The following is a 23,901-nucleotide window of genomic DNA, read 5'->3' as shown; positions in this document are numbered from 1 at the left end:
ACTCCGGTCGATGAAACGCGGCTTCTACACCATCATGTCGGCGCAGTTCTTCAGCTCGCTGGCTGATAACGCGCTCTTCGTCGCTGCCGTCGAGCTGCTGCGGGCCTCCGGCGCCGCCGAGTGGCAGCGCGCGGCCCTCGTGCCGATGTTCGCCCTCTTCTACGTCGTGCTGGCGCCCTTCGTCGGCGCCTTTGCCGACGCAGTGCCCAAGGGCAAGGTGATGTTCTATTCGAACAGCATCAAGGTCGTGGGCTGCCTGATGATGCTGTTCGGCACGCACCCGCTGGCGGCCTATGCCATCGTCGGGCTGGGGGCGGCGGCCTATTCGCCGGCCAAGTACGGCATCCTGACCGAGCTGCTGCCGCCGTCGCAGCTCGTCAAGGCCAACGGCTGGATCGAGGGGCTGACCATCGCGTCCATCATCCTGGGCGTGCTGCTGGGCGGCCAGCTCATCGGCGACCGCATCTCTCACATGCTGCTGATGGTGGACATGCCGTTGATCGACACCGGCATCGACACGCCGTCCGAGGCGGCGATCGCCAGCCTCGTGGGCCTGTACGTGCTGGCGGCGCTGTTCAACCTGCGCATCCCGCGCACCGAGGCGCCGCTGCAGCCCTTCGCCCACAGCCTGACCGGCCTGGTGCGCGACTTCTCCGCCTGCAACAGCCGCCTCTGGCAGGACAAGCTGGGCCAGATCTCGCTGGCCACGACAACACTGTTCTGGGGCGTGAGCGGCAACCTGCGCTACATCGTGCTGGCCTGGGCCGCCGCGGCGCTGGGTTATGGCACGCAGCAGGCGTCGTCGCTGGTGGGCGTCGTCGCCATCGGCACGGCGGTGGGGGCGGTCGTTGCGTCGATGTACTGCCGGCTGGACCGGGCCACCTCGGTCATCCCGCTGGGTGTCATCATGGGCGTGACCGTCATCCTGATGAACGGTATCCACAACGTCTGGGTGGCGGCGCCATTCCTGATCTTCCTGGGCGCCATCGGTGGCTACCTCGTCGTGCCGATGAACGCGCTGCTGCAGCACCGCGGCCACAACCTGATGGGGGCGGGCCGCAGCATCGCAGTACAGAACTTCAACGAGCAGGCCTGCATCCTCGGGCTGGGCGCCTTCTACACGGCGATGACGCGCTTCGGCCTGTCTGCCTTTGGCGCGATCACCATCTTCGGCGTCGCCGTGGCAGCCACGATGTGGTGGATCCGCCGCTGGCACCAGCGCAACCTCATTGAGCACAAGGAAGAGGTCGAGCATCTGCTCGACCTGGCGCGCTCCGACGACCTGAAGCCCGTCGACCGCTGATCAGCTGTTGCTGCTGGAGCCCCGGCCCTTGCGGCCGGTGGGGGCCGGAATCAGGTGCTTGCCCTCCAGCACCAACTCGATCGCCTCGCTCCAGGCGCGGGCGATCTTGAAGCAGCCGCTGTGGTTCAGGTGGATCTCGTTGTGCCAGTCGCCGCTGATGCCGGTGGAGCCGGGGGCGGCCAGCGCCAGCGGCACGGCGGTCGAGTCGAACACGAACAGGCCTGGGAAGCCGTCCTTGTCGGCCGCCATGCCCTTGAGCAGCTGCGCCAGGTGGAACACCATCAGCCGGCTGACCGCCGCCCAGTCCGCTGCCGGCACGCCGTAGGCCTTCAGCGCCGGGTAGAGCCAGGGGCCGCTGGTGCCCAGTTCGTCGCCATGCTCCGCGCCGGCCGGTCGCGGCATAGGCACAGCGTAGCAATGCATGAAGACCGGTTTGCCGGCCGACGCGCCCTGGTCGCGCAGCGACAGCAGGTGCTTCACGTTGGCCCGCAGGTAGTCCGCATACGTCGCCCAGCCGGGCTCGGAGAAGTAGCGCGCGACGCCGGCCGAGGGCGGTCCCCATTCGGTCTGGCGGCGCAGCAGACGCAGTTCCAGTGGCACGGGTTGGCCATGGCCGTCCTGCGCCGGTGTGCGGGCTGCGGCGATGAGGTCGTTCCCGCCGACGGACAGAAGCACGCCGTCCCAGGCTGGCGCGTCGGCGCCCACCAGCAACCGTACGAAGTCGGCGGCGGACTCCAGGTCCACCATGTGCGAGAGCGCATTGCCGGTGCCGGCGCAGTTCACCGCGGCCGCCTTTTCCTTGAACACCAGCTCCTGCAGCAGGTTCGCATGGGCGTTGAGCTTGTCTCGGGCGTTCGAGAACCAGGAGTCGCCTTGGGCCAGCAGCTTCCAGCGGAACTGCCCCAGGTCGGGCGGGGTGCGGCCGGCCAGGTCAGCCGGGGTGTAGCAAGCCAGGTGGTCCATGGACATGGGGGATGGTGTTTTGGGGGCCGGCGCTCCCCGGGGCGGGAGCCGCGAAGTTCGCGCGATTGGAAGGCCAGCCGCGCGACGGCCGCCATGCTACAAACCCTCGAGAGTCCCCAGCGGTAGCATGATCGTCTCTTCTAGGGAGGACTTGCCCATGAGCCAGAGCGTCTTCGACTTCCAGGCCACCTCCATCCGCGGCGAGCCCGCGGACCTCGCCGCCCAGCGCGGCAAGGTGCTGCTCATTGTCAACACGGCGAGCGAATGCGGTTTCACGCCGCAGTTCAAGGGCCTGGAGCAGCTGTGGCAGGACTACGGTCCGCGCGGCCTTGTCGTCATCGGCTTCCCGAGTAACGAATTCGGCGGCCAGGACCCCGGCAGCAACGACCAGATCGCGAGCTTCTGCGAGCTGAACTACGGTGTCAGCTTCCCGATGATGGGCAAGATCAAGGTCAACGGTGGCGATGCCGACCCGCTGTGGAAGTTCTTGAAGAGCGAGAAGCCCGGCTTCCTGGGCACCGAGGCGATCAAGTGGAACTTCACGAAGTTCCTTGTCGGGCGCGATGGCCAGGTCGTCAAGCGCTTCGCGCCGAACGACCCACCGGAAAAGCTTCGCGCCGACATCGAGGCCGCGCTGGCCGCAGCCTGAACGGACGGCCCGCCGGTCAGGCCGCCCGGCGACGGCGCCAGGCGAGCGCGGCCAGCCCCAGGCCAAGAAGCACGGCCGATGTGGGCTCAGGCACGGCGGCGCTGAACGTCACGTTGTCGAGCCCGTTGATTTCGCTGGCGCCCGCGTGCGATTCCAGCTTCAGCTGGAAGCTCGTCACCTGGCCCAGCACCGTTGGCAGGTCGGCCCCCCAGGTGGCCGTGTTGAAGGTGGCGGTGTAGGTGTGCCACAGCCCGTCGGCCGGCGGGTTGTCCGGTGCGACGATGTCGGCCGAAAGAGTCCTTCCCGCGCCGCTGATCGAGACCGTGCCGAACGGCGCCCAGTTCGGCGCGGCACCGTTGACGTTGCGCACGTCGAACGACAGCGTGCCGCCCATGAGGTGCGACCAGTTGCCAAGCGCGGATGCCGGCGCACCGACGACGTAGTCGTCCCCGTCGTCCGTGTCGGCGGTCTCGATCCAGCCGCCGGAGTTGCCGCCGGTGCTGTGCCAGACCTGCGTGCCGCCGTGAGTCGCCCGCCAGCCCTCGTCGTCACTGTCGAACGTGAACTTGACGGCGTGGGCCGGCGTGATGGCTGCCGCCAGCGGCAGAGCCAGGGCGAGGAGGCGCAACGTATTCATGGTGGCGGTGCTCAAGGTGGCGGCGCAAGCATTCTGGGCGGTCGAACGCCGGATCGGCACCCCTAAGGCATGCCTCCCCGAGCGCGGATGGCTGTCACCGCCGCGGCGGAGGCGCCGGCCGCCACAGCCAGTGCGACCGGCCACGCCGTACCTGCCCGGCGCGCTCGGCGGCGGCAAGCAATTCGTTGGCCGTCTGGCGCGACACATGGGCCAGCTGGCCCAGTTCCGCCTGTGTGGCCCGTACCTCCATCCAGCCGCCGGCGGCGGGTCGGCCGCGCTCCTGGCCCAGCTGCGCGAGCGCCAAGTTGAAGCGCTCGGCGGCATCGTGGTGGCGGGCGGCCTGCAACTGGCGCAGCGTGCCGTCGAAACGGCGCGCGAACTCCGCCAGCAGCTCTCGGGCGAAGCCGGGTACCTCGTCCATCAGCAGTGCATAGGCCTCGCGGCCGACGACCCACACCTCGGTCGCCCCGCGGGCCACGGATTCGTACTCCGCCGGCTGGCGCGCGGCGAAGGCGGCGAGGCCAAAGAACTGCGGCGGCGACACCTGGCCGATCACCGACACCCGGCCGTCCGCGCCCGTGAAGCGCGATTCGATCGCGCCAGCCGCCACCGCGTAGAAAGCCGACGGCCGCTGGCCCTGGACGAACAGGCTGCGGCCGTCCGCCAGCCGCCGGCGCGGCAGCAGCGCCGGCAGGCGCGCCGCCACGCTGGCCGGCACCGCCAGGCCCGGGAAGTTCGCGGTGATCAGTTGCCGCACCACGTCATCGTGCATCGCCGCATTGTCGGCTGGCCGACACAAGGGCTGTCGCCGCGTCCCTATGCTGGCCGCATGTATCTCGACGACTTGCCCCACCTGCTGCGCCGCTTCGGTCGCGAGGATTGCGCGCTGGAACCGCTGTACGCCGCGTTGTGCGACGTGGCCGCCGACGACGCCCGCGCGCTGGCGCTGCTGGCCGAGGCGCCGCCCGAGCAGCGCAAGGCCAACCTGCTGCTGGCCGCGCTGCACGAGCGCGTGCTGGCCGGTGTGGCACCCGCGCTGGCGGCCTACTACCCGAGCGTCGGTGGGCGGCGGGCGCCGGATGCCGATCTCCCGGCCGCGCTGACGGCCTGCCTGCGGCAGCAGTGGCCTGCCCTCGTGCAGCATCTGCGCCACGGTGCGACGCAGACCAACGAGGTCGGCCGCGCCGCCGTGCTGTGGCCGGCGCTTGGCTCCGTGGCCGCGGCGACGGGCGCGCGCGAGCTGGCGTTGCTGGACTTCGGCTGCAGCGCCGGGCTGAACCTGGGCGTGGACCAGGTGGCGCTGCGCTACCGCACGGCCGATGGCGCCGCCCATGACCGCGGCGTGTCGCGCGATGGTGAGCACGCCGAGGTCGATGCGCGCTGGCTGGGCCCGGCGCCGCTGCCCGGGCCTGCCGTCTGGCGGCTGACCGTGCGCGACGGTATCGACCCCGCGCCCATTGACGTGAACGACCGGGCCGGCCTGCGCTGGCTGCAGGCCTGCCTGTGGCCGCACGACGCGGCCCGACGCGAGCGCCTGGCCCGTGCGGCGCGTCGGCTGCAGGCGCTACCGCACCGGCTGCAGCGGTCGGACGACTGCATCGCCGCCATCGAACCGTGGCTGTCGGGCCTGCCGGCCGGTGTGCAGCCGGTGCTGGTGACGAGCTGGGTGCTGTACTACCTGGGCGACGCCGACCTCGCGCGGCTGCACGCCACGGTGGACCGGCTGTCGCAGCGCCACGGCCTGGCCTGGATCTGCGGCGACCTGGCCCGGCTCAGTGCGCGGCAGGCTGCAGTGCCGCCCGAGCCGGTGCTGCCGGCCGACGAGGCGGCGTCGTCGCTGACGTTGTGGACGTTGCGCCTGCGCGGCGAGGAGCGGGCATTGGCCTGGAGCCACCCGCACGGCCGCTGGGTGCACTGGCTTTGAACCCAGGGCCGACCGCCGACTCGGCACCGCTCGGATAATCCCCGCTCCCCAAGGAGCCCGTCCATGTTCGAACACGTCGATGCCTACGCTGGCGACCCCATCCTCAGCCTCAACGAGGCGTTCCAGAAGGACCCGCGCGCCGGCAAGATCAACCTGTCCATCGGCATCTATTTCGACAACGAGGGCCGCATCCCGATGCTGCCGTCCGTGCGCGCAGCCGAGCTGGCCGTCGTGGAGGCCGCCGGCGCGCGGCCCTACCTGCCGATGGAAGGTGCGGCCAACTTCCGCGCGGCCGTGCAGGCGCTGCTGTTCGGCGCCGGGCACCCGGTGCTGAAGGCCGGCCGCATCGCCACCATTCAGGGCGTGGGCTCGAGCGGCGGCCTGAAGGTGGGGGCCGATTTCCTCAAGCGCTACTTCCCCGACAGCGGGGTTGTTCTGTCCGATCCGACCTGGGACAACCACCGCGCCGTCTTTGAAGGCTCGGGCCACGTCTGCGAGACCTACCCGTACTACGACGCCGCCACCGGCGGCCTGCGATTCGACGCGATGCTGGAGCGGCTGCGGGGCCTGGCGCCGCGCAGCATCGTCGTGCTGCATGCCTGCTGCCACAACCCGACCGGTGTGGACCTGACGCACGACCAGTGGCGCGCGCTGGTGCCGGTGCTGCGCGAGTGCGAGCTGCTGCCCTTCCTGGACCTGGCCTACCAGGGCTATGGCGACGGCATCGAGGAGGATGCGTTCGCGCCGCGGTTGCTGGCCGAAGAGGGGCTTTCCTTCCTCATCGCCAACAGCTTCTCGAAGAGCATGAGCCTGTACGGCGAGCGCGGCGGCGCGTTGAGCGTCGTCTGCGCCACCGCCGAGGAGGCCGAGCGCGTGCTGGGCCAGCTGAAGTTCACGATCCGCCGCAACTACTCCAGCCCGCCGATGCACGGCGGCCAGATCGTCGCCAAGGTGCTGACCGATCCCAAGCTGCGCGCGATGTGGGAGGCCGAGGTGGCCGAGATGCGCGTGCGCATCCAGGCGATGCGCCGGCAGCTGCACGACGTGCTGGCGGCCCGCGTGCCGGGACGGGACTTCGGCTACTTCCTGACGCAGCGCGGCATGTTCAGCTACACCGGGCTGAGCGCCGAGCAGGCCGAGCGGCTCAAGACAGAGTTCGGCGTCTACATCCTGCGCTCGGGCCGCATGTGCGTCGCCGGGCTCAACACCCGCAACGTCGACGCGACGGCCGAGGCCTTCGCGGCCGTGCTGGCCTCATAACGGCAACTCATGGCCCGCGCCGCCGCTTTCATTGGCGGTGCGCGCCCGACGTCCTTAACCTGCCGGCTGCATGAACAGCTCAGCGGCAGGATGAAGCATTGCATGGTGATCGGCGGCGGCGTCGTCGGGCTGACGACGGCCTGGGCGTTGCTGCAGCGCGGCCATGACGTGACGCTGGTCGAACGCGAGGCGGCCGTGGCCCAGGGCGCGAGCCACGCCAACGGCGGCCAGCTGAGCTACCGCTACGTGTCGCCGCTGGCCGACGCGGGCGTGCCGCTGAAGGCGCTGCGCTGGCTGCTGGACCCAGACGGGCCGCTGCGCTTCAGGCCGGAGGCGAGCTGGGCGCAGTGGAGCTGGCTGTGGGACTTCCTGCGGCACTGTCGTGGGCCGGTGAACCGCCGCACGACCGAGCGGCTGCTGGCGCTGGGTGCGCATAGCCAGGCAGCCTTTGCGCGGCTGCAGGCCGAGGCCGGGCTGGGCGACGCGATGGCGCTGCGCGCGCCGGGCAAGCTGGTCTTCTACCGCCGGCCGGCCGAGTTCGCGCGCGCGGCGGCCCGCGTGCGGGGCAGCGCTGCGGAGCAGGCGCTGTCGCATGACGACTGCCTCGCGCTGGAACCCGCGCTGGCGCAGGCCCGGGGGCAGCTGGCGGGCGGCATCTTCACGCACGGCGAGGCGGTGGCGGATTGCCGCGCGTTCTGCGATTCGCTGTTCGCGCGGATGAGCGCGCACGGCGGTTTCCGCGGCCGGCTGGCGTCGCCGGTTCGGGCCTTCGAGCGCGATGCGCGAGGGGCGGTCGTCGGCGTGCGGATGGTGCAGGGGACGCAAGGGGCGCTCACCGCGGACGCTGTCGTGCTGGCCGCGGGTCTGCACAGCCGTTCGCTCGCCGCGAGCGTGGGTGTCGAGCTGCCGCTCTACCCGCTCAAGGGCTACAGCCTGACGGCGCCCATCGGGTCGCAGCACCGGCCGCCGGAGGTCAGCGTCACCGACTTCGAGAAGAAGATCCTCTACGCCCGGATCGGTGCCGAGCTGCGCGTGGCGGCGATGGCCGATCTCGTCGGCGACGACCTGACGCTGGATGCGCGCCGCCTGGCCTCGCTGCGTCGCTCGGTGGATGCGACCTTCCCCCACGCGGCCGACTACGACCGCGCCGTGCCCTGGGCCGGCCTGCGCCCCGCCACGCCTGGCGGCGCGCCCATCGTCGGCGCCAGCGGCGTGCCGGGGCTGTGGCTCAACGTGGGCCATGGCGCGCTGGGCTTCACGTTCTCGTTCGCAACAGCCGATATCGTCGCGGCACTCGTGTCGGGCCAAGCCAGCCCGTTGCCGCTGGACGGTCTGGGGCGGTGAAGGGCCGCGGCTGCGAGCTGTGCGGCAGTGGGGATTGCATGGTTGACCCGCCGCTGCCAATCACGCAGGATCTGATCGATGGTTGATCATTTATGATTATTTGGCGGGGCGACCGGTCGGCGCCCTGACATCCTCGGGGAGGGGGCCAGCAGTGACGCAAGAGCAGCGCTCGATGCGTGACAAGGCGCTCTGGCAGTTCGGGCTGTGGGTCAGTTTGCTGGCGATCTGCATGCTCGCCGGCTACGACCTGTGGAACAGCTACCGGAGCACGCTGCACAACGCGAATGCACAGGCGGGCAACCTGACGCTCACGCTGGGCCAGTACGTGCGTGGGCAGATGGAGTCGGCCGACCGCGTGCTGGCGCGCGCTGCCGAGGCCTATCGCGCGGTGGCCCCGGCCGTTGGCGCCGGCCAGGTTGACGCGGCCGCCTTCACGAGCCAGCTGGCCTTGCTGGAGAACCTGGTGCCCGGAACGTCCGGACTGCGCGGCAGCGACGATAACGGCTGGGTGCGCTACGGGGCCAGCGTGCCCAAGGGGCCGCCGCTGAGCGTGGCCTCGCGCCAGTTCTTCCTTGATGCATTGGCCGGCCGCGAGAAGGTCATCGGTCTGCCGCTGCGCTCCCGCGTGACGGGCGAGTGGGTGATGCCCGTGGTTCGCACGCTGCGCCGTGCAGACGGCAGTTTCGGCGGCGTGGTGTGGATCAACGTCGACCTGACGCGGCTGGCGCAGGCCTTCCGCCGCGTCGACACCGGGGCGCGCGGCAGTGCCGCCCTGTTCGACGCCGACCGCCGCATCTACTTCCGCCAACCCGAACTGCCTGTACGCCAGGACGAGCAGGTGTGGCGCTTCGACGCCCCGGAAACCGTCGAGACGCTTGCCCGGGGCCTCGAAGAGGCCCGCTACGAGACCGTGCGCAGTTCCATCGACGGCGTGGCGCGGCTGGTGGCCTTCCGCAAGGTCGAGGGCTTTCCGCTCTATGTGCTGGTCAGCATGTCGCGCGACGACATTCTCGCGGACTGGCGACGGCAGGCCCTGGCGGTGGCGGCCTTCGTGCTGGCCTGCGGCGGCTTCGCGCTGGCGCTGCACCGGGCGATGGTGAAGGCCTGGCGCGAGCGCGAACAGGCGCTGGAGGCGATGGTGGCCAAGGACGACGAGCTGGCGCAGAGCAACGATGCGCTTCGCCAGGCCAGCCAGGCCAAGAGCATCTTCCTGGCGAACATGAGCCACGAGATCCGCACGCCGCTGAACGCCATCATCGGCCTGACGCGCATGGTGCATCGCGATGTGCATGAGCCGATGGCGCGCCAGCGCCTGGCCAAGGTCAGCGATGCCGCGCGGCACCTGCTGGCACTGGTGAACGACATCCTGGACCTGTCCAAGATCGAGGCCAGCAAGCTGACGCTGGAGCGGCTGGACTTCGACCGTGACGCGCTGCTGTCCGGCGCGCTGGCGATGGTGTCGGAAGCCGCACACGCCAAGCAGCTGGAGCTCGTGCTGGACGTCGACCACCTGCCCAGCGAACTGCACGGCGACGCCAAGCGCCTGTCGCAGGCGCTGATCAACCTGCTGGCCAACGCGGTGAAGTTCACCGAGCGCGGCTGGGTGCGGCTGGCCGCCGAGGTGCTGGCCGAGGATGACTCACGCCTGAAGGTGCGGTTCGAGGTGCGCGACACCGGCCCCGGCATCGCGCTGGAAGACCAGGCGCGGCTGTTCTCCAAGTTCGAGCAGGCAGACGCCTCCATCGCCCGCCAGCACGGCGGTACCGGTCTCGGGCTGGCGCTGGTCAAGCATCTGGCATCGCTGATGGGCGGCGAGGCCGGCGTGCACAGCGTGCCGGGCGAGGGCAGCAGCTTCTGGTTCACCGCCTGGCTGGGCCGTGCGGCGCGGCCTCAGGGACGGCTCACGATGCCGGCGGCGTTGCGCCATCTGAAGGTCGGCGTGGTGGACGATCTGGCGGAGTCGCGGGCCGCCATCTGTGGCAGCCTGGACAGCCTGGGATTGCAGGCCCAGGGCCTGGATGGCAGCGCCGACGGTCTGGCGCAGGCCGCGGCGGATGCGCGCAGCGGCCGCGGCTGCGACGTGCTGCTCGTGGCTGAGGCGGCGTGGAGCGACGCACTCCTCCAGGCGTTCGAGGGTTGCCTGCCGCCGGTCGTGCTGCTGGTGACGGACGACGAGGTGCCGCCGCCGGAGGCGCAGGCGGCGCGGGCCGCCAAGGGGGCCGCACTGACGCTCGCCAAGCCGGTCAGCCCCTCGTCGCTGCACGACGCGCTGATCGAGGTGCTCGTCAACCGCGCGATTCCAACGCCGCCGGAGGCCCCCGCGCCGGTGCTGGCTGCCGGCGATGCCGAGCGGCTGCTGCGGCTGCGCCACGCCGGCCGCCGCGTGCTGCTGGCCGAGGACAACCCGGTCAACCAGGAGATCGTGCGTGAGCTGCTGGGCGAGGCCGGGCTGCAGGTGGAGCTGGCCGACGACGGCCACGCGGCACTGGCGTTGGCCGGCCAGCGTGTCTACGACCTCGTGCTGATGGACATGCAGATGCCTGGCATGGACGGCCTGGAGGCCAGCCGGCAGCTCCGCGGTGCCCTCGGCGCCACGATGCCCATCATCTCGTTGACGGCCAACGCCTTCGAGGAAGACCGCCATGCCTGCCTGCAGGCCGGCATGAACGACTTCATCGTCAAGCCGGTGGACCCCGACCTGCTGTATGCGCGGGTGCTGCACTGGCTGGATCGGGGGCCAGTTCCGTGACCCGCGGCACGTAGGCCGCGCGTGCGGATCACAGGAACTTGTAGCTCGCGGTGAACGTGACGGTGCGGCCACGCGGGTCGGCCACGCGCGGGTCCCAGCCGGTGCCGACCGCGTTGTCCACGTTGTGCCAGGTGAAGGGCGGCTGGCGGTTGAACAGGTTCAGCACGCCCACGCCCAGCGTCAGGTCCTTCACGCCGGTGAAGGTGCCGACGAGGTTGAACGTCAGGTAGGGCGAGACCTTCCGGCGCTGGAACTCCACCACGTTGGTGGCGGTGGTGTGGTCCTCGTCCTGGTAGCCAGAGGAGTAATTGGCCGACAGCGTGGTCGTCAGCACCGGCATCTTGTAGGTGGCGCTGAGTGCGGCCTTCCACGGCAGGTACAGCGTCGTGTTGGTCCATTGGCCAAGGTACTGGATCATGGGCGTCGTGTCGATCAGCTGCTCCTTGGCGCTGATCATCTTGGTGGCCGACAGCGTCGTCGTCAGCCGGTTGCCGTCCAGCGTCGTCACCCAGTTGGCGGTGAAGTCCACGCCCTTGGTCATGCTGCCGCCGGCGTTGATCCAGCCCGCGCGGATGCCGACCAGGTTGCCGTTTTCATCGCGCAGGAAGTTGTCGGCGAAGACGCTGTAGTTCTGCAGCTCCTGCGTGGGCGTCAGGTTGTGGATGCGGTCGATCATCTTGATCTGCCAGTAGTCCACGGACGCCGTCACGTCGCGAGCCGGCGAGAACACGACGCCCAGCGAGCCCTGGTGCGACTTCTCGGGCTTCAGGTCCGGGTTGCCGCCCGACAGGTAGGGGATGCTGTTGAGCTGGCAGGACGGGTCGTTGTTGCCGGTCGGGTTGGGACACTTCACCGGGTCGGGGAAGGTGCCGGTGGTGGCCAGCAGCACCGTAGCGAGATGCAGCTGCTGCGGCGTCGGTGCGCGGAAGCCCGTGTTGTAGGAGCCGCGCAGCAGCAGGTCCTTGTTCGGCGTGAACTTGAAGCCGATTTTGGGGTTCGTCGTGCTGCCAATCTCCTGGTAGTGGTCATAGCGCAGCGCCAGGCTGAACTCGAGGTTCCGCAGCGCCGGGATCAGCAGCTCGCCGTACACGGCGCCGACCTTGCGCGTCGAGTCCGGCGCGGTGCCGTTGCCCGGGCAGCCCATGACCGGGTTGGTGGCCTGCAGGTTGGCCGGCGTGAACGTGCTGACGCAGCCGTAGTTCCGCGTGCCGCTGTAGCCATAGAACTCGCGACGCAGGTCGGTGCCGACGGCGAAGGACAGGTCACCGGCCGGCAGTTTCATCAGCGGGCCCGACACGTTGGCGAGGAATTGGTCCACGCGTGTCTTGCCGCTGGCCAGCCGGCCGTGCACCTTGGTGGCCTCCACCGCCGCCATTGCCTCGGGCGTCTGCGTCTGCCCAGGCATCAAGAAGGGGTTGTAGACACCGCTGGCCAGCAGGTCGACCAGCTTGTTGGCATCGGCATAGCCGTCCACCATCTCCTGGTAGCCCTTGGCCTGGCCGCGGGCCAGCGAGACGCGGTAGTCGTAGCTGCCGAACGAGCCTTCGATGCCGGCCGTGAGCCGGTCGTTGATGGACTCGTTGCCGAGCGTGCGATAGCCCCAGTCCCACATGCGCAGCCGGTACGCGATGGACTTCGTGGGGTCGAACTGGTTGGCGCCGTACAGCGCCTTCATGTTGACGTAGTACGGGCCGCCCACCGGATAGTTGGCGCCGACGGGGTAGGTCTTGCCGTTGACCGTCGCGTTCTGCGGCAGCGACGAGGTGCTGAACTGGAAGGGCGTGAACTCGCCCAGCGAGTAGTAGCGCGAGCCGATGAACTCGACGAAGGCCGTTGCGTCCTTGCCGACGGCGAAGTTCGCACGCACGACGCCGCTGGTCGTCTGGCTCGGTGGCGTCAGCATGAACTGGCGGCCGTAGTCGGTGCCGCAGCGGTAGGTGCTGTTGGCGGCGTTGTAGCCCAGGCCCGACAGCACCGTCGCGTTGGCCAGCTGGCTCACGCCGAACGGCACGGCGGCGCACTGCCTGTTGAGGGCCAGCGCGTTGAGCACGGTGTATTTGGTCGGGTCCGTCGCGCCGACGGTCGTGCCGGCGGTAGGCAGGGCGCTGTTGGCCTGGCCCAGGATGTTGGCGAAGAAGGGCGAGCTGGATGTGTCGGGCGCCAGGCCTCGCTCTGGCTGGTAGCCCAGCGCCCAGGGGCGGTCCACGCCGCGCAGGATGACGTTGCTGCTGTGCGTGATGCTGCCGAGCACGTTGAAGCCGTTGGCCGTCAGGTCGCCCCAACCGGCCGTCAGGTTGACCTTGCGCTGCTGGCCCCCACCCCAGTCCAGCGGTGTGCTGTAGGTGGCGCTGGCCTGCACGCCGCGGTATTCGCGCTTCAGGATGAAGTTGATGACGCCGCCGATGGCATCGGTGCCGTAGACGGCCGAGGCGCCGTCCTTCAGCACCTCGATGCGGTCGATGGCTTCAAGCGGGATGGCGTTGAGGTCCACCGAGCCGCCGGATGTGCCCTGGTTGGACAGCCGCCGGCCGTTCAGCAGCACCAGCGTGCCGGTGGGGCCGAGGCCGCGCAGGTTGGCGTAGGCCCCGCCGCCGGCGAGGCGGTCGCCCTCCTGGCCGAACACGCTGTTGCTGGACACCGCGTTGTTGGCATTGGCCGCATTGACGGACAGGCTGCGCAGCACGTCCTCCGCACTGGTGAGGCCTTTCTGCCTCACGTCATCGGCGGTGATGACTTCCAGCGGTAGTGCACCTTCGTCGGCCAGGCGCTTGATGCTGGAGCCGGTGATCTCCACGCGTTCGAGCTTGGCGCCGGCTTCCTGAGCCAGCGTACCGCCGGTATGGGCCGCGAGGCCGAGCAGGGCGAGGTGGGCCACCAGACGATTCAATGTCATCGCAACGACTCCTGTTGTCTTTGCGGCCATGTTCGCCGCCGCGCGCCGACCCGCCCAGGGGGCGCGCCCGCGTTGTTGCGTGTCGCGCAATGAATGCTTGTGCACGGCACATAACCTGCGGGAATGCGTGCCACCGAGAAAGCACGCGGCGGTGCGGCGCGGCCCTTCTACAGTGCGGCCGTGCCCCATCCGTGGAACCCGATGTCACCTCGCGCTTCTCGCCTGTTCGCCCCCGCCTTCCTGGTGCTGGCCTGCCTGCTGGCCGGCTGCGCGACGACTGCCGTGCCGCCGCCGGTGCAGCAGGCGCTGGACCGCGCGGGGCTGCCGGCCGACAGCCTGGGTTTCGTGCTGCAGCCGCTGGACGGCTCGCGCGCGCCACGGGGCCGCCGCGCCGACGAGCCGCTGGCGCCGGGTTCTGCGATGAAGCTTGTCACGGCGGCAGTGGCGCTCGATGTGCTGGGGCCCAACCAGCGTGGCCGCACCGAGCTGCTGGCGGCCATGCCGCCGAAGGACGGCGTCATCGACGGTCCGCTGATCCTGCGCGGCGGTGCCGACACCGACCTCGACTGGCCGGCGCTGTGGGGGCTGCTGCGCGAGCTGCGGGAGTCCGGCGTGCGCGACATCCGCGGTGGCCTCGTCGTTGACCGCTCGCTGTTCCAGCCCACGCGCCTGGACATCGGCCAGCCGCCTTTCGACGAGGCGCCGGAGTTCCCCTACAACGTGATCCCCGATGCGCTGCACCTCAACGGCAGCCTGCTGGAACTGGTGCTGCAGGCCGCCGATGCCGGCGTGGCCGCGCGCAGCGTGCCCGCCTGGCAGGGCCTGCGCATCGACACGCGCGAGATGGCGCTGGCCTCGCGCGCCTGCAAGGACTGGGACGAGGTGTGGCAGCCCGCCACGGCCACGCCCGAGGGTGACGGCTGGCGGCTGGCCCTGCATGGTGCCTTCCCGGCTGGTTGCCGGCAGCGCGTGGCGCTGCAGCTCGTCGACCGGCAATGGCTGGTGACGCACGCCGTGCGACAGCTGTGGGCGGAGCTCGGCGGCGCGATGGGCTCTGGCGACCGTGAAGCCGCCACGCCGCCCGGCACCGTCGTGCTGGCGGCCCACGCGGGCCGGCCGTTGGCCGAGGTGCTGCGCGGCGTCATGAAGCGTAGCGACAACGCGCTGGCGCGACTCATCTACCTGCAGTTGGGAGCCCAGGCGGCGCAGCCCGGCGAGGCGACGCTGGCGGCGGCCGGGCGCGTCGTGCGGCAGTGGTTCGCCGCCCATGGGCTGGACGACCGCGGCCTCGTGCTGGACAACGGCTCCGGCCTGTCACGCACCGAGCGCATCAGCCCGGCGCAGCTGGCCGGCGTGCTGCGCGCCAGCCAGGCCGGCCCCCATGCGCCCGACCTGCTAGCCGCACTGCCTGTGGCGGGCGTAGACGGAACGCTGTCGCGCCGGCTGAAGAACAGTCTGGCGGCGGGCCAGGCGCGGTTGAAGACCGGGACCTTGCGCGACGCCGTGGCGCTGGCCGGCTTCGTGCCGGACGCTACCGGGCGACCGTGGGTGTTCGTCGCATTCGTGAATCATCCCGAGGCCGCCGCCAAGGGGCGGCCGGTGCTGGATGCGCTCGTCGACTGGGTGGCCGCGCAGCGTTGATGTCAGACCGCCTGGCGGAATCGCTGGCCCTTGAAGCGCAGCACCAGCTCGCGCGGACGGATCTGCTCCAGCACGAGGTCCGCGCCCAGTCGGGCGCCTTCGCGCTGTACGTCGCCGTTGATGATGACGAAGCGACCGGCCGGATCGTCGGAATAGACCGAGCCGCTGATGGCCAGCTTGGGCAGCTCGCGGCGCAGGCTGTCGGGAAGCTCCGCCAGACGCGGGATGGGGGCTTCGGCGGTTGGCGCAAGCGGCGGTGAAACCGGTGCGGGAGCCGGCGCGATGGCCACCGGCGGTGGTGCGGGCGGCAGATAAGGTGAGGCGGATGCCACCGTCGCTGGCGCAGGTGGCGCCGTCGCGGCGGGCTGGGGCACGGTGGCCGGAGGGGGGGTCGCAGGCGTGGCCGGTGCCGGGCTGTTGCCGGGGCTGGCGGCGAACCAACTGCCGGCGCCCACGCCCGCGACCAACAGCAGGCCGCCGCCCACCCAGGGCAGCCAGGCGCGTCGTGGCGCGGACGGCGTGGCGTCGCTGCCCGACGGCGGCTGGGTGTGCAGGCCCGGCACCTGGCCGCGCTCGCGTTCGCGGTCGGCTTCGGCCCGTCGCAGGGCATCGAGGATGTAGGACATGGCGTTTCGGTGGTTCGGTTCTCGGGCTCAGCGGGCCACGTCCAGTCGCGGCTCGGCCACGCCGGTCGCCCGGTTCAGCTGCATCAGCGTGACGGGACCGATGCGGCCATCGGGCTGCAGGCCCTGGCTGGCCTGGAAGGCCTGCAGCTGGCGCGTCAGCTCCGCCCAAGCCCCTGGTCGTGCCGCCGACGCTGCGCGGCCGGCGGGCGCGAGGCCGGGCACGGCGGCGAGTTGCTCGGCCAGCCAGGCGCGCAGCGGCGCCATGTTCTCTGCGCGGGTCGCATAGCCCGGCGGCATGCGCCAGAAGGTCGTGAACTCGCCACGCCACACGGTGGCGAGCTCCGCCACGGCGACGCGCCGGGGCCGGCCGTCCACCAACAGCGTGGCCTGCGGGCCATCCAGCCCCACCAACGCGACCAGCGCGGGCGGTTGGCCGGGGCGCAGCAGCGTCAGCACCACCGGGCGGTCGATGAGGCGGATCAGCGACAGGCTGCCGGCGCCGCTGCGGTAGCACTGCAGGCCACGCTGCGCGGCGGTGGCGCAGGGGTCGGCGTCGGCTGGCAACGGCAGGCCCCAGCGCTGTGCCAGCGCTTGCCACGCGTCGCCCTCCAGTGGCGCCCAATCGGCCAGGCTCAGCGGCTCGGCAGCGGGTGCGGCGCTGCTGGCCGCGGAGGCCGCGGCTGAAGCGGCGTTGGCCACGGCGGTGGTGGGCGGCGCGCTGGCGGGCGCGGAGGCCGGCCGTTCGGCCCCCGGGCGGCTGGCAGGGGTCGCCGGTGCCAGTCGCGCGGGCTGCTGCAGCGCCCACGTCAGGCCGGCACCGGCGGCCGCGGCGGCGAGCACGCCCAGGCCGACGCCCACCGGCGTGAAGCGGGCGCGCCGGGCCGGCGTGCCGGGTGTGTCGAATACCTCGGCCGCCGCGCGCCGGACGATGGCCGGCGTGATCTGCGCCTGGCCGCTCGCGTACCCGCCGAGCAGCGCGCGGTCGCACAACAGGTTGATGCGCCGAGGCACGCCGCGCGTGAGCTGGTGGATGAGCCGCAGCGCGGCGCGGTCGAAGGGCAGCGCGCCGCTGAGGCCGGCCACCGTCAGCCGGTGCCGGATGTACTGCGCCGTCTCGGCCTCGGACAGCGCGCCGAGGTGGAAGCGGGCGATGACGCGCTGCGCCAGCTGTTCCAGCTCCGGGCGGGCCAGCATGCCGCGCAGCTCGGGCTGGCCGATCAGAACGACCTGCAGCAGCTTGCGCTCGCTGGTCTCCAGGTTCGTCAACAGGCGCAGCTGCTCCAGCACGTCGGCAGACAGGTTCTGCGCCTCGTCGATGATGAGCACGTTGTTGCGGCCCGCGGCATGCTGGCCCAGCAGGAAGGCGTTCAGCGGATCGACATAGTCCTTCACCGTCCGCGCGCCCGGTGGCACCGGGACATGGAACTCGTCGCAGATGCCTTGCAGCAACTCCGCCACGGTCAGCTTCGGATTGAAGATGTAGGCGACGTTGCAGGTGGCGGGGATCTGCTCCAGGAAGCAGCGGCAGACGGTCGTCTTGCCCGCACCGATCTCGCCGGTCAGCAGCACGAAGCCGCCGCCGCCGTCCAGCCCGTACAGCAGGTGCGCCAGCGCCTCGCGGTGGCGCTCGCTCATGAACAGGTAGTGCGGGTCCGGCGCGATCGAGAACGGCGGCTGTTTCAGGCCGAAGAAGGGCGCGTACATGGGGCGGCAGGATAACCACGGCAGGCCGCGTGGGCCTCCGCGGTGTGCCCGTCAAGCCTCCAGGCAGTCGGCGACGAGACGCGCGGAACGACGTTGCCGGATATTGTGAAAACTACGGTCGATCACTTATTTGCACGTTTCTGTTCTGTAAATATATAGAAAACCCTGCAGTAGGTTATTGGCCACATCCCATGCAAGCAATCCGAATACAGCGCCTTGTCGGGACATATATGAAACGGTGCGCGGCGCTTAGCTCTCGGGCGTCTCGCAGGTCGGCGCGGACGCAGCCTGACGCCGGACCAGCCTCATGTTAGCGATATCTGCGTTGAAGTGATAACCGGGAGGCATGGCAGCGCACTTATGCATTCCAAAACGAAGATCGCCTGGTGTTTGTCCTAAGGTAGCGGTACCACACTTGTCGCTTGCCCAAGGGGCAAACCCGCAGGACGTGGCTTTGGGCTTCCCACTAGATTTGATAGCGGTGTCTATCGAGGCGCTGGGGAATGACCGACCTCGATCGACCGGCGGCTGCAACTGCCGCAGGCATCTCGCTGGCTGTTTTCGCAGCGATTTCATTCCGCCTGAAACCTTAAATCAATTGCCTCAACGAGGAGACATATGACTTCTGAAAAACTGCAGAGGCTTGGCGCCAGCCGCCGTCGCCACCGCCCTATCGTCATCGCCTGCCACATGACCGTGGCGATGTGCGGCGCCACGGCCGCGCAGGCCCAGCAGGCCACGCAATCGCTGGAAACAGTCGTCGTCACCGGCATCCGCAAGTCGCTGGAGACCACGACCAACTTGAAGCGCACCGCCACCGGCTTGGTGGACGGCATCGTCGCTGAAGACATTGGCAAGTTCCCCGATACCAACCTGGCCGAGTCGATGCAGCGCATCGCTGGCGTGTCGATCGACCGCAACGCCAGCGGCGAAGGTTCGCGCGTCACCGTTCGCGGCGTCGGCCCTGAATTCAACATGGTGCTGCTGAATGGTCGGCAGATGCCGACGTCTGCCGGCGGCACGCGGGCCTTCGACTTCGCCAACCTGTCCTCGGATGCCGTCTCCGCGCTGGAGGTGTACAAAACCGCCCGGGCCTCGTCGCCGACCGGCGGCATCGGTGCGACCATCAATGTCAAGACGGCCCGCCCGCTGGACCAGCGTGAGACGCTCGCCAGCGTCGGCGTGAAGATGAACTACGACGAATCGATCGGCCGCCTGCCGAGCGAGATCGCGGGCTCGAAGACCACGCCGGAAGTCTCCGGCATCTACAGCACCGCGCTCGCGAACAACACGATCGGCATCGCGATCAGCGGCAACTACTCCAAGCGCAACTCAGGCTCCAACAACGCGTTCACCGGCAATGGCTGGGAGACGACGGCCTGGAACAAGCCGGGGAGCGCATGGGCCAAATCGAGCCCGGACGGATCATGGATTGGCCCGATCGACGGCCTCAAGAACTACCCCACCAGCGGCTACGTGACGCACACGAACGACGTGCGTTACCGCGTGACCGACCTGGAGCGTGAGCGCATCAACGGTCAGGCCGTACTGCAGTTCGCGCCCTCGAAGGACCTGAAGTTCACGCTGGACCACACGCTGGCCATCAACACCACCAAGTCGAAGGCCATCGAAAACTCCGCGTGGTTCGGCCCGTCGTTCTCGGGCGCCCTGGGTAGCTCACCGCCCTCCACGTTCGTCACGACCGGGCAGGTCTCCGACCCGATCATTCAGACCGCCACCTGGGACGGCACGCATGACTACGCGATGTACGCAGCCCAGTTCGCGAACAAGACCAAGCTGAACTCCACCGGCCTCAATGCCGCATGGAAGGTCAGCGAGGCGCTGAACATCGACTTCGATGCGCACTCGTCGAAGTCCAGGACCCGCCCTGACAGCCCCTACGGCTCCGGCAACATCATCGACCTGGCGCTGTTCAACCAGGGCAACACGACGATGTACTACGACCAGAAGTTCCCGGTCATGGAGTCCAAGACCCTGGCGTACAACTCCGGCAAGACCACTGTTACGGGTTCGCAGTTCGAGAACAACATTGCCGATCAGGACGTCGACCAAGTCCAGCTGAGCGGCACGTACCGCCTGAACGCCGCGGACAAACTGCTCGCCGGCCTGGGGTTCACCAAGCTGAAGAACCGTTCGGCCGGCTCCAACAACTTCCACGGCGACTGGGGCGGCATTGGTCCCCAAGGCTCGTTCAAGGACGTGCCCGTGGCGCAGTACAGCCTGCCCGGTTTCTTCAACCGGATCCCCGGCCACGACGACCCGCGCCAGTTCCAGACGTTCTTTGTGCCCGACTTCAATGCACTGCGTGCGCAGGCCGTCAAGAACGCTCAGTCGTATCGCCCGACGTCGCTCGGTGATGGCGCGCCGCTGAGCGCGGCGGAAGCCGAAGCGTACTTTTCGCCGTATACGGATTTCAGCCACGGCAACGACTGGCGCACCACCGAGAAGTCCACATCGATCTACGGCCAGTGGGACCACGCCTTTGACACCGAGATGCCGATGAACGTGTCGGTGGGCCTGCGCTACGAGCGCACCAAGGTGGATTCGACGTCACAAGTCACCTCGTACACGGGCACCGTCTGGTATGCCGAAAACGAGGTGAAGCTGACCGGTGATACCACCACGTTCGGGACGAAGACGGGCAAGTACAGCTATGTATTGCCGAGCATCGACTGGGACATGGACGTCACCGACAAACTCAAGGTCCGTGCCAGCTACGGTGTCAACATCGGCCGCCCGGCGTTCTCGAACATGCTGGGTGGCATCCAACTGAACGCCAACTCAGGGCGCTACAACATCAACGGCAGTGGTTCGACCGGTGATCCGGCACTCAAGCCGCTGAAGTCCAAGAACCTCGACCTGTCGGCGGAGTACTACTACACCAAGTCCTCGTACGTGGCCGCCGGCCTGTTCTACAAGAAGGTGACGGACTTCTTCAGCACGAAGGTCGTTCAGGCGACCTTCGCCGGGCTGAATCAGCCCGCCAGTGGCACGTACTACGACGCCGCCCGGGCGTCCGGCATTCCCGCCGACAGTCCCAAACTGCTGCGCAATTACATCCTCAAGAACTACAACGGCCAGCCGGGTGTCAAGATCACGGACGCTTCCGACCCGACCTTCCTGAAGGGCGACATCCTGGGCTCCGTCCCGGGCACCAAGCCGCTGGTATTCGATATCTCGACCCCGTCCAACGGCGATGGCGACAACATCAAGGGCGTGGAGTTGAACTTCTCGCACGTGTTCGGCACAACCGGCTTTGGCGTTTCGGGGAACTACACGTACGTCAAGAGCGGACTGGAGTTCAACAACAACGCTGCCACGACCGATGTGCAGACGGGCTTGGTGGGGATCAGCAATTCCGCCAACCTCGTGGGATTCTTCGAGAACGACCAGTGGTCCGTTCGCGCGGCCTACAACTGGCGCGGTGGCTTCCTGGCGGCACGTGACGACAACGGCAACAACCCGCGGTACACCGAGGCCTATGGTCAGGTCGATGCGTCCATCGGCTACAAGATTGGCAAGAACCTGACCCTGCAGGCCGACTTGCTGAACTTGAACGACGGCTACATCCGCCAGCATGGCCGGAGCAAAAACGAAATCATTTCGGCCATCCAGACCGGCCGCCGTTACCTGGTTGGCGCTCGCTATCGCTTCTGACCGTCGCCGCTGGTGACCCAGGCGACTCGCCCATCCGAGCGGGGCGCCTGCGGCCCATAGTCGCCCAGCGGCTCTCCTGCAAAACCGGCCGTTCGCGGCCGGTTTTGCTTTTGGGGGAGACCTATTCGGCAAATCGCGCACCCGCACCTGCGTGCGGCGAGCAAGGCTCTTTGACCAGGAGCAACTCGAGATTTCTCCGATCCGTTCTACTCGAACGCCCCATCGTCAGACGCCTGCCCGCCCATGCAAGCTGCCCAGCCCTCCAAGCTCCCTGGCACGCCAGTCAGGCGCGTCGTCATTGCTGGCGGCGGCACCGCGGGCTGGATCACCGCGGCGGTCCTCGCCAAATGCCTGGGCCGGCAGGTCGACATCCGGCTTGTCGAGTCCGAGGAGATCGGCACCGTCGGCGTCGGTGAAGCCACCATCCCGCTGCTGATGCTGCTGCACGATGTGCTGGAGATCGAGGAGCCGGAGTTCCTCCGCGCCACGCAGGCCACGTTCAAGCTGGGCATCCATTTCGAGAACTGGCGCAACGTCAACGAGCACTACTTCCACTCGTTCGGCAAGACCGGCCAGTCGCATTGGTCCGCCGGCTTCCAGCACTTCTGGCTGGAGGGCAGGCGCCGCGGGCTGGCCAGCGACTACGGCGACTACTGCCTGGAACTGCGCGCCGGCCTTGCCGAGCGCTTCGCGACCGACCGTGATCGCAGCCTCGTCAGCTACGCCTATCACTTCGACGCCACGCTCTACGCGCGCTTCCTGCGTCGGTACTCGGAGGCACTCGGCGTGCAGCGCATCGAGGGCAAGATCGGCCAGGTCCGCACCGACCCGTCCAGCGGCTTCATCACGGGCCTCGCGATGGAGAACGGCACCCTGATCGAGGGCGACTTGTTCGTCGACTGCACCGGAATCCGCAGCCTGCTGCTCGGCGAGACGCTGGGCGTCCGGTACGAGGACTGGCACCACTGGCTGCCGTGCGACACCGCGGTCGCGGTGCAGACCGCGGCCGTCGGCGAGCCGGTCCCGTACACGCGCTCCATCGCCCACCCTTGGGGCTGGCAGTGGCGCATCCCGCTGCAGCACCGCGTCGGCAACGGTCTGGTATTCAGCAGCAAGCACCTCTCGCCGGACGACGCCAAGGCCGCGCTGCTGGCCAATGTGCAGGGCGAGGTCCTGCGCGAGCCGCGCTTCATCCGCTTCACGCCCGGCCAGCGCGAGGACGTCTGGCGCGGCAACTGCGTGGCCATCGGTCTGTCCAGCGGCTTCCTGGAGCCGCTTGAATCGACCAGCATCCATCTGATCCAGAAGGGCGCGTTGCGCCTCGTCGAACTCTTTCCCTGCAACGGCATCAGCCAGAGCGACATCGACGAATACAACCAGCAGGCGCGCTACGTCATCGAGGACATCCGCGACTTCATCATCCTGCACTACAAGGTGACGAACCGCAGCGACAGTACCTTCTGGAACACCTGCCGCGAGATGGACGTCCCCGCGAGCCTCCAGCACCGCATCGACCAGTTCCGTGACACGGGCCGGCTCGTCAACCGGCCGGGCGAACTGTTTGGCGAGAACTCCTGGGTGCAGGTCATGATGGGCCAGGGCATCACGCCCCAGGCCCACCATCCGATCACGCGCAACATGAGCGACGCGGCGCTGTCGGACTTCCTCGGCGAGGTGCGCAAGGACGTGGCCCGCAAGCTCATCAAGCTGCCCCGGCACCAGGCCTTCATCGACCGGTACTGCAAGGCCGAGCCGCAGCGCGATGCGCCGATGCCGCGGCCTAACGCTCCGGTCGCGGCCAGCGCACCAGGAATGTCGCTGCGGTTCAACCTCGCCGCGCGCGTCGAGACCGTCAAGTTCGACACCGGCGAACGCGTCTTCGTCATCGACGACTTCCTCGACAACCCCGAGGACCTGGTGGCGCTGGCGCGGGCGCACGCGTCCGCGTTCGATGCGCCCAGGGGCCATCCCTATCCCGGCCCGCAGCTGTTGTTACCCGACGGCCTGGCTCAGCAGATCGACGACCACTTCCAGCAGCACTGTCGGGAGTTCCTGGGGGCGCGGCATCCGGTCGGCATGTACGCCCGCTTCTCACGCGTGACGACCGACCCGGCCCGGCTGGACGCGCGCCAGCGCGTGTGCCACCGCGACGACACCGGCGTGGAGCCCGGCCACTCGGTATCGGCGCTCGTGCACTACCTCTTCCACGACGAGGCGCTTGGCGGCACCGTGTTCTTCCAGCCGCTGATGAGCCCGACCGAGCTGGCGCAGTTCCGCCGCGACGCCGGCGCCCTCGACGACCCGGGCTTCGCCTCCAGATACGGCATCGGGCCCGGCTACATGACCGAAGGCAACCGGTACTTCCGGCGCATCGGCCATGTGCCCGCGCGCTGGAACCGTGCGATCTTCTACGACGGCGGCATCGAGCACTCCGGCCACATCTGCTGGCAGCCCGAGCGCTACCTGTCGGGCGACGGCCGGCTGACGATGAACGCCTTCTTCAAGCACCGCAACGTCTGAGTCGTTGCGC

At 69.1% G+C, this 23,901-nt stretch carries 15 protein-coding genes; 9 read left to right on the top strand and 6 right to left on the bottom strand.

What is annotated here, in order from left to right; all coding sequences use genetic code 11:
• The first annotated feature begins 10 nt into the window (after positions 1 to 10).
• Positions 11 to 1,303 carry a lysophospholipid transporter LplT gene (lplT, locus tag LXT13_RS23385; protein ID WP_233374726.1) on the top strand — a complete coding sequence of 431 codons (1,293 nt, stop codon included), beginning with the start codon at positions 11 to 13 and terminating at the stop codon, positions 1,301 to 1,303.
• Here the strand turns inward: lplT and LXT13_RS23380 are convergent, their stop codons facing one another.
• Positions 1,304 to 2,272, bottom strand: a complete 969-nt coding sequence (locus LXT13_RS23380; RefSeq protein WP_233374725.1) for a hypothetical protein — start codon at positions 2,270 to 2,272, stop codon at positions 1,304 to 1,306.
• A 151-nt stretch (positions 2,273 to 2,423) separates the two neighbouring features.
• On the opposite strand from LXT13_RS23380, the gene LXT13_RS23375 reads away from it, so the two are divergent.
• Complete coding sequence (locus LXT13_RS23375) at positions 2,424 to 2,915, top strand: glutathione peroxidase (RefSeq protein ID WP_233374724.1); 492 nt, start codon at positions 2,424 to 2,426, stop codon at positions 2,913 to 2,915.
• 16 nt (positions 2,916 to 2,931) lie between these two features.
• On the opposite strand, the gene LXT13_RS23370 is transcribed toward LXT13_RS23375, so the two are convergent.
• Together LXT13_RS23370 and LXT13_RS23365 are read right to left on the bottom strand one after the other, a co-directional pair.
• Positions 2,932 to 3,567 carry a PEP-CTERM sorting domain-containing protein gene (locus tag LXT13_RS23370; protein WP_233374723.1) on the bottom strand — a complete coding sequence of 212 codons (636 nt, stop codon included), beginning with the start codon at positions 3,565 to 3,567 and terminating at the stop codon, positions 2,932 to 2,934.
• A gap of 79 nt (positions 3,568 to 3,646) precedes the next feature.
• Entirely contained in the window at positions 3,647 to 4,324 is a 678-nt protein-coding gene (locus LXT13_RS23365; RefSeq protein ID WP_233374722.1) for a Crp/Fnr family transcriptional regulator, read from the bottom strand.
• 57 nt (positions 4,325 to 4,381) lie between these two features.
• On the opposite strand from LXT13_RS23365, the gene LXT13_RS23360 reads away from it, so the two are divergent.
• From LXT13_RS23360 to LXT13_RS23345, 4 genes are all read left to right on the top strand, one after another.
• On the top strand, positions 4,382 to 5,476 hold the full coding sequence (locus tag LXT13_RS23360) for a DUF2332 domain-containing protein (RefSeq protein ID WP_233374721.1): 1,095 nt from the start codon (positions 4,382 to 4,384) through the stop codon (positions 5,474 to 5,476).
• Positions 5,477 to 5,539: 63 nt separating this feature from the next.
• Positions 5,540 to 6,736, top strand: a complete 1,197-nt coding sequence (locus LXT13_RS23355) for an amino acid aminotransferase (protein ID WP_233374720.1) — start codon at positions 5,540 to 5,542, stop codon at positions 6,734 to 6,736.
• A gap of 9 nt (positions 6,737 to 6,745) precedes the next feature.
• Positions 6,746 to 8,080, top strand: coding sequence for a D-amino acid dehydrogenase (locus LXT13_RS23350; protein WP_349254861.1), 1,335 nt, complete (start codon positions 6,746 to 6,748; stop codon positions 8,078 to 8,080).
• Between the two features lie 172 nt (positions 8,081 to 8,252).
• Positions 8,253 to 10,829, top strand: coding sequence for a hybrid sensor histidine kinase/response regulator (locus tag LXT13_RS23345; protein ID WP_233374718.1), 2,577 nt, complete (start codon positions 8,253 to 8,255; stop codon positions 10,827 to 10,829).
• Between the two features lie 28 nt (positions 10,830 to 10,857).
• Here the strand turns inward: LXT13_RS23345 and LXT13_RS23340 are convergent, their stop codons facing one another.
• Positions 10,858 to 13,722: a TonB-dependent receptor domain-containing protein gene (locus LXT13_RS23340; RefSeq protein WP_233374717.1), complete on the bottom strand. Its 2,865-nt coding sequence runs from the start codon at positions 13,720 to 13,722 to the stop codon at positions 10,858 to 10,860.
• Between the two features lie 201 nt (positions 13,723 to 13,923).
• On the opposite strand from LXT13_RS23340, the gene dacB reads away from it, so the two are divergent.
• Complete coding sequence (dacB, locus tag LXT13_RS23335) at positions 13,924 to 15,363, top strand: D-alanyl-D-alanine carboxypeptidase/D-alanyl-D-alanine endopeptidase (RefSeq protein ID WP_233374716.1); 1,440 nt, start codon at positions 13,924 to 13,926, stop codon at positions 15,361 to 15,363.
• Positions 15,364 to 15,365: 2 nt separating this feature from the next.
• On the opposite strand, the gene LXT13_RS23330 is transcribed toward dacB, so the two are convergent.
• Positions 15,366 to 15,989 (bottom strand): general secretion pathway protein GspB, encoded by a 624-nt coding sequence (locus tag LXT13_RS23330; protein WP_233374715.1) that lies wholly within the window; start codon positions 15,987 to 15,989, stop codon positions 15,366 to 15,368.
• Positions 15,990 to 16,016: 27 nt separating this feature from the next.
• On the bottom strand, positions 16,017 to 17,693 hold the full coding sequence (locus tag LXT13_RS23325) for an ExeA family protein (protein WP_233374714.1): 1,677 nt from the start codon (positions 17,691 to 17,693) through the stop codon (positions 16,017 to 16,019).
• Between the two features lie 618 nt (positions 17,694 to 18,311).
• On the opposite strand from LXT13_RS23325, the gene LXT13_RS23320 reads away from it, so the two are divergent.
• A complete protein-coding gene (locus LXT13_RS23320; protein ID WP_233374713.1) occupies positions 18,312 to 21,371 on the top strand; it encodes a TonB-dependent receptor in 3,060 nt (1,019 codons plus the stop codon).
• A gap of 243 nt (positions 21,372 to 21,614) precedes the next feature.
• Complete coding sequence (locus LXT13_RS23315) at positions 21,615 to 23,891, top strand: DUF6445 family protein (RefSeq protein ID WP_349254860.1); 2,277 nt, start codon at positions 21,615 to 21,617, stop codon at positions 23,889 to 23,891.
• Positions 23,892 to 23,901: the final 10 nt, after the last annotated feature.

The sequence above is a fragment of the Pelomonas cellulosilytica genome (assembly GCF_021353265.1).
GTDB classification, from domain to species: Bacteria; Pseudomonadota; Gammaproteobacteria; order Burkholderiales; family Burkholderiaceae_C; genus Pelomonas; species Pelomonas cellulosilytica.
Note: the sequence above shows the minus strand (reverse complement) of the source record. Positions and strands in the feature narration are given on the sequence as shown.